Origin of the sequence: Melghirimyces profundicolus, assembly GCF_003054245.1 — a bacterium.
Classification (GTDB): domain Bacteria; phylum Bacillota; class Bacilli; order Thermoactinomycetales; family DSM-45169; genus Melghirimyces; species Melghirimyces profundicolus.
This window is the reverse complement of record NZ_QBKR01000054.1, coordinates 1-5,465: the sequence shown is the minus strand read 5'-3', so window position 1 is coordinate 5,465 and position 5,465 is coordinate 1. Positions and strand designations below refer to the sequence as shown.

Here is a 5,465-nt window from a genome sequence, read left to right as displayed (position 1 = left end):
GCTTGGCGCTGGTGGTTGCAGCGGGTTCAGCGAATGGTGATCTTGGTCCTCACCTGTTCTTCCGACTTTCTTCGACAACTTTTTGCGACTTAGCTGTAAATCTCAAAGTAGTACTAGGTGGATGCTTTTTTTGTATGCTTTTTGAAAAGAGTTTGAAAATCACCCCCCTAAAAGTGCTTTGAATAGGAGTTCTCAGTTATTTATTTTCAAAGTTGCCATCGCCTATTACGGGAATGATAAGGGTGACGCATAAGCCGCCGGTGCTTCGTGGTACAATTTCCATGGATGCATCAGGACCGCAGTATAGTCGGAGACGGGATAAGACGTTCGTCAGCCCTATTCGCTTGTCCGACACTTCATGAATCCAATGATTTTCTAGCGTGTCCAGTCGGGTTTGCAGCATGAGCCGTTCACTTTCCTCTATTCCAGGTCCGTTGTCTTCCACGACCACCTTCAGACGGTTTTTCTCAGTTATGACGGCAGAAATACATAATTGTCCAGGAACATTATTCGATAAAAAGCCATGCTTGAAATAATTTTCCACTAGCGGCTGCAGTATCATTTTCGGAATCGGAACAGCCAATGCCTCCTTATCATAATCTTGAAGCACAATGAGTTCGTCTTCGAATCGTTGTTTTTGCAGTTCGATATACGACTGAACATACCGGACTTCGTCAGAAAAAGGAACAATGATTTCACTGGAAAGCATTTGATAGTTCATCATCTGGCCGAGCGAGGAGATAAGCGAATAAATCTTCCGTTCCTTCCGTTGCAGTGCCAGGGTCCCGATCGATTGGAGAGCATTATTAAGAAAGTGGGGATTGATCTGTGCCTGAAGGGCTTTCAGTTGATTCGTTTTATTCGCCAACTCCAAACGAAATTCCCGGAGAATCAAATTGTTGATTGTTGACATCATTTGTTGAAACCGGCGAATCAAAACGCCGACTTCGTCGGTCCGGGTCGTCGTTAATTCGGCATGCACGTTGCCCTGCTCAATTTTAGTAATCGTCCGGGTCAATTGCTTAATTGGCTTCGTAAAATGAATTGAAATCCAGATCGTGGAAATGACCAGAAAAGCCAACAGAGCGACATAGACCAGACTGTTAGTTAAGGCAACGCTCCTGGCGTCTTTGTATAGGATGTGGTAAGGAATTCCTTTGACAATGATCCAATCCATATATTTAGTCGATAATTTATTATTTTTTGGAATTTTATAAATAGGTCGATAGTAGGAAACGACTTGTTTCGATGTATAACTTGTACCCGATTTCATACCGGACGGATCACTGTCATGAGTCGGAATAACTTGGCCGTGTTCGGACGGAGATTTGCTGTTCTTCGGATCGATCATTGTTGATTCAAGAATCAGGTTTTTGTCTATCATTTGGTATGATTTACGATTTTTTAAAATATCTAGACGCACTTGATAAATATCGGGCAAAAAATTGGAAATACGTAGCAAGGTTTGGTGAATCGTCATTTTGCTTCTATAGTCGTTACGCCCTTCCTCGATAACTTTATATAGGGTGCCTCCGAGCGATACGTCATAATAAAAACTTAACGACAGTTTGTCTATCACTTCCATGTATTGCACCAAGTTGGATGCTCCATAAAACAGTAAATTCTGGCTTTCCGCGATCGCTTTATCTTTCGCAGCGTGGGTCGTGAGTTGGTACGTGATCACGCTGGAAGTCACGATTGGGACAATCGTGGCCAATAACAAATATACTATCATTTTGTAGGTCAGACTGTTTTTCATAATGCTTTTCTCCTCTTGTCCATTGATCTAGTCCAAAAAATTCTCCTCCTTGACAAGACCCCAGTTAGGTCAGTAACTGAAGGGTTTTTCTTGTTTCTCAGCTTTTTCCTTATTCCGCCATTACCAGTACTCTTCCATGTAGAGATAGTGTGCCCCGTACTCCATTTCTCGTCGATCCCCATCAGCAAGAGCGGCCAGGCACCACTAACATAGATCAGCTTCATTATTTGATAAATCTTTTGACATAACCTGTCCCATTTCGACCGAAAATGGGACTACACGTCTAATACGCGTTATTATAAACACACAGTCGCTCACCTGACAATGTTCTGTTCGACTGACGGCAACAAGGTCAATTCCCTCCACCTTCAAGTCAACGTAAGCTATGTTATCCGATCCTCGATCGGTTTAGACTAAAATTAGCTTTTTACAGGGAAAGGAGGTTTGACAATGTATGCAAAACAACGTAGCGAATGGTTGCAGCAGATCGTATTCTTGGGCCCTGGATTGTTCTTTTTTACACTCATCGTCGTCATTCCTTTTTGTCTCGGGATGGTTTATTCCTTGTCGGATTGGGACGGCATATCCTCTCAGGTGAATTGGGTCGGTTTGGACAACTTCAAACGAGTGTTCGAAGATCAACGATTTTTGTATTCCTTTTGGTTTACGCTCAAGTATACTGTCATCGCTGTGATTCTCATGAATATGCTAGGCTTTCTTCTCGCCTTTCTGTTGACCCGCGTTATCCCTTGGAAAAACGCCTTTCGCACTGTGTTTTTTATTCCGCATATTATTGGAGGGCTAATGCTCGGTTTTATATGGCAGTTCATTTTTACAAAAGGTTTTGCCACATTGGGAGAGCTTACGAACTTTTCCTTGTTCAATTTGCCATGGCTCGGTACTACAAACACCGCTTTTTGGGGTATCGTCATCGTTACGGTTTGGCAAATGGCCGGTTATTTGATGATTATCTACATTGCCGGTATTATAAATATTCCGACGGAGATTATGGAAGCGGCTGAGATTGACGGAGTTAACGTTTGGCAGAAACTCCGGTATGTAATTGTTCCACTGGTTATGCCATCCATTACGATTTGTTATTTTTTATCGATATCTTCTTGTTTCAAAATTTTCGACATCAATTTATCCTTAACAAACGGGGGGCCCTTCGGTTCTACGGAAACTCTAGCTCTGAACATTTATAATGAAGCGTTCTCCAACTACCGTTACGGTCTCGGGACCGCCAAAGCGCTTTTGTTTTTTGTTATTGTTGGCACAGTCACCTTGGTGCAAGTTTGGTACACGAAACGAAAGGAGGTGGAAGCATGACGTGGAACAGAATCATTGGATTTATAGCTACATTGGTTTTGGCCGTGTTGTTTTTCGTCCCCTTTTATTTCGTTTTCGTCAATTCAGTGAAATCGTTTGACGAAATCATGATGAATTCTGCGGCACTGCCACGACAAATCGTTTGGAGCAATTTTTCTCAGGCTTGGCATGTTCTTCGATTCAACCAGGTTTTCATAAATTCGCTTGTTGTAACCGTTTTCTCAATTATCGGCATTGTCATCATGGGCTCTATGGCCGCTTACAGGCTTGCCCGCGCGAAGACCGTCGTCAATCGTGTGTTGTTTTACCTGCTGATTTCGCAAATGGTTATTCCATTCCAATCAATCATGATACCTCTTGTCCAGTTCGCGAAAAAATTGGGGCTGATCAATCACCTATTCGGTCTGGTTGTTTGTTACTACGGTTTTGGCTTGGCGTTCGCAGTGTTTTTATTCCATGGGTTCATCAAAGGAATACCAAAAGAAATCGAAGAAGCGGCTATTATCGATGGGTGTTCGCCGTATGGGGTGTTCTGGCGTATCGTGTTTCCTTTGCTTCGCCCCATTATGATCAGTGTCATTATGATTGACACTTTGTGGATCTGGAACGATTTCCTACTCCCGTTACTGATCCTGCAGAAGCCGGAAGTCCATACGATCCCGCTTGCTGTAATGTCCCTGTTTTCAGAGTATTTGAAGCAATGGGATTTGGCTTTGGCTGCTCTGGTGTTGTGTATCCTACCTATGTTCGTCTTTTTTAAGTTCCTGCAAAAGCATATCTTGGAAGGTATCACTGCGGGATCGGTTAAGGGATGACTGCCGTTCGTGACAAAATATTTTATTTGCTTCAATAGATGTCAAGTCAATAAATTCAGAGTATCTTTCCAAGAATAAAAAATAAGGGGCAGGTCCAACATGAAAAAAATATTGTTTTTTGTTTTTGCCATTCTATTAGCAATTACCACTTCCGGATGCAGCGCAACTGACGGTTCCAGCGGCAATACAGGCGGTAAATCAGAGGATACGGTTACACTGACGATTTTCAACAACAAAGTGGAAATTGCTGAACAGTTGAACCAGTTGAAGAAAGAATATGAAGCATCTCATCCAAAAGTAAAACTGCAAATCACGACGGTGGGCGGCAGCGGCGACTACAGCGCCGCTTTGAAAGCGAGGTTTGCCGCCTCGGAGGTGCCCGACATTTTTGTAAACAAAGGGAATGAAGAGGCAAGGTTATGGAAAGATAAGCTTCTCGATATGTCCGATGAGCCATGGGTGGAACATCTTCTTCCTTCAACTAGGGAAGCGATGACGGTGGAAGGCAATTTGCTCGGTATGCCGGTTGGCATTGAAGGTTACGGTTACATCTACAACAAAGACCTGTTCGAAAAAGCAGGTATTAAGAAATTGCCGACGACGTTGAGCGAATTGGAGGAAACGGCGAAAACACTGGAAAAGCACGACATTACCGCTTTTTCCAACGGATATCAGGAATACTGGATTTTGGGCAATCACCTGATGAATGTCGCTTTGGCGAAACAGGATGATCCATCCCAGTTCATAACAGATTGGAAAGAAGGAAAAGCGACAGCTAAAGGCAATCCCATATTCGAGGATTGGGTTAACCTAATTGATTTAACGGTCAAATACGGTCAGAAAAATCCACTCACCACTGACTACAACACGCAGGTGCAGATGTTCGCAAATGGAGAAACGGCAATGCTGCAGCAAGGCAACTGGTCGGAGGTAATGTTGGATAAGCTGAATCCGGATATGAACATCGGCTTTTTACCGATGCCGATTAATAATGATCCCAAGTTGAACGACAATATTTTTGTCGGCGTGCCGATGTACTGGGTCGTTCATAAAGAGTCTCCTCACGCCGAAGAAGCAAAAGAGTTTCTGAATTGGCTGGTGTCTAAGGATATAGGTAAACAGTATATCGTGAAAGAATTCAAATTTATTCCCGCGTTCGATAATATCCCGTTCGAAGAATCTGATCTCGGCCAGCTTGCTTCCTCTACCCAGGATTACGTTCAGAAGGACAAGACCCTCGGTTGGTATTTCAACGACACGCCGGTCGGTGCCAACAAAGAGTTTGCATCATCGATCCAGAGATACATCTCCGGCGACATCAACAAGGACGAACTTCTTACGCAATTGGACAAGACCGTACAAAACTTGGCTCAAAAATGAACGAATCGGCCGATTAGGGCGTGTCTGATAATTATGTAGTCAGCCAGATCATTGAGAGCAACTCATCTGGACGTTTTCGGGGTCGCCCTAGAAGCGTTGTGATCTAATCAGATTTCAGCCCTTTGAAAAGAAACAGACAGCTGATTCGGGGGCCAAAGAGACTGGCCCGTCATGTTGAACCA

5 protein-coding genes are annotated in these 5,465 nt (G+C 43.5%); 4 read left to right on the top strand and 1 reads right to left on the bottom strand.

Annotated features, from left to right (window positions below; translation table 11 throughout):
* Positions 1 to 182: hypothetical protein (locus C8P63_RS19410; RefSeq protein ID WP_211308317.1), on the top strand; the 182-nt coding region annotated here is incomplete at its 5' end.
* Positions 183 to 196: 14 nt separating this feature from the next.
* Here the strand turns inward: C8P63_RS19410 and C8P63_RS18520 are convergent.
* On the bottom strand, positions 197 to 1,759 hold the full coding sequence (locus C8P63_RS18520) for a sensor histidine kinase (protein WP_108026864.1): 1,563 nt from the start codon (positions 1,757 to 1,759) through the stop codon (positions 197 to 199).
* 450 nt (positions 1,760 to 2,209) lie between these two features.
* Here C8P63_RS18520 and C8P63_RS18515 point away from each other — a divergent pair, with 450 nt between their 5' ends.
* The 3 genes from C8P63_RS18515 (at position 2,210) to C8P63_RS18505 (ending at position 5,283) form a co-directional block, all read left to right on the top strand.
* A complete protein-coding gene (locus C8P63_RS18515; protein WP_108026861.1) occupies positions 2,210 to 3,088 on the top strand; it encodes a carbohydrate ABC transporter permease in 879 nt (292 codons plus the stop codon).
* Positions 3,085 to 3,903 (top strand): carbohydrate ABC transporter permease, encoded by an 819-nt coding sequence (locus C8P63_RS18510; protein WP_108026858.1) that lies wholly within the window; start codon positions 3,085 to 3,087, stop codon positions 3,901 to 3,903. Before C8P63_RS18515 ends, C8P63_RS18510 begins: the two co-directional genes overlap by 4 nt.
* Before the next feature lie 99 nt (positions 3,904 to 4,002).
* Positions 4,003 to 5,283 (top strand): ABC transporter substrate-binding protein, encoded by a 1,281-nt coding sequence (locus C8P63_RS18505; protein WP_108026855.1) that lies wholly within the window; start codon positions 4,003 to 4,005, stop codon positions 5,281 to 5,283.
* The last annotated feature ends 182 nt before the right edge of the window (positions 5,284 to 5,465 follow it).

What these genes read in the sequence shown, in the direction of transcription:
- C8P63_RS18520 (WP_108026864.1), bottom strand. Translation starts at nt 1,759, where the DNA reads ATGAAAAACAGTCTGACCTACAAAATGATAGTATATTTGTTATTGGCC.
- C8P63_RS18515 (WP_108026861.1), top strand. Translation starts at nt 2,210, where the DNA reads ATGTATGCAAAACAACGTAGCGAATGGTTGCAGCAGATCGTATTCTTG.
- C8P63_RS18510 (WP_108026858.1), top strand. Translation starts at nt 3,085, where the DNA reads ATGACGTGGAACAGAATCATTGGATTTATAGCTACATTGGTTTTGGCC.
- C8P63_RS18505 (WP_108026855.1), top strand. Translation starts at nt 4,003, where the DNA reads ATGAAAAAAATATTGTTTTTTGTTTTTGCCATTCTATTAGCAATTACC.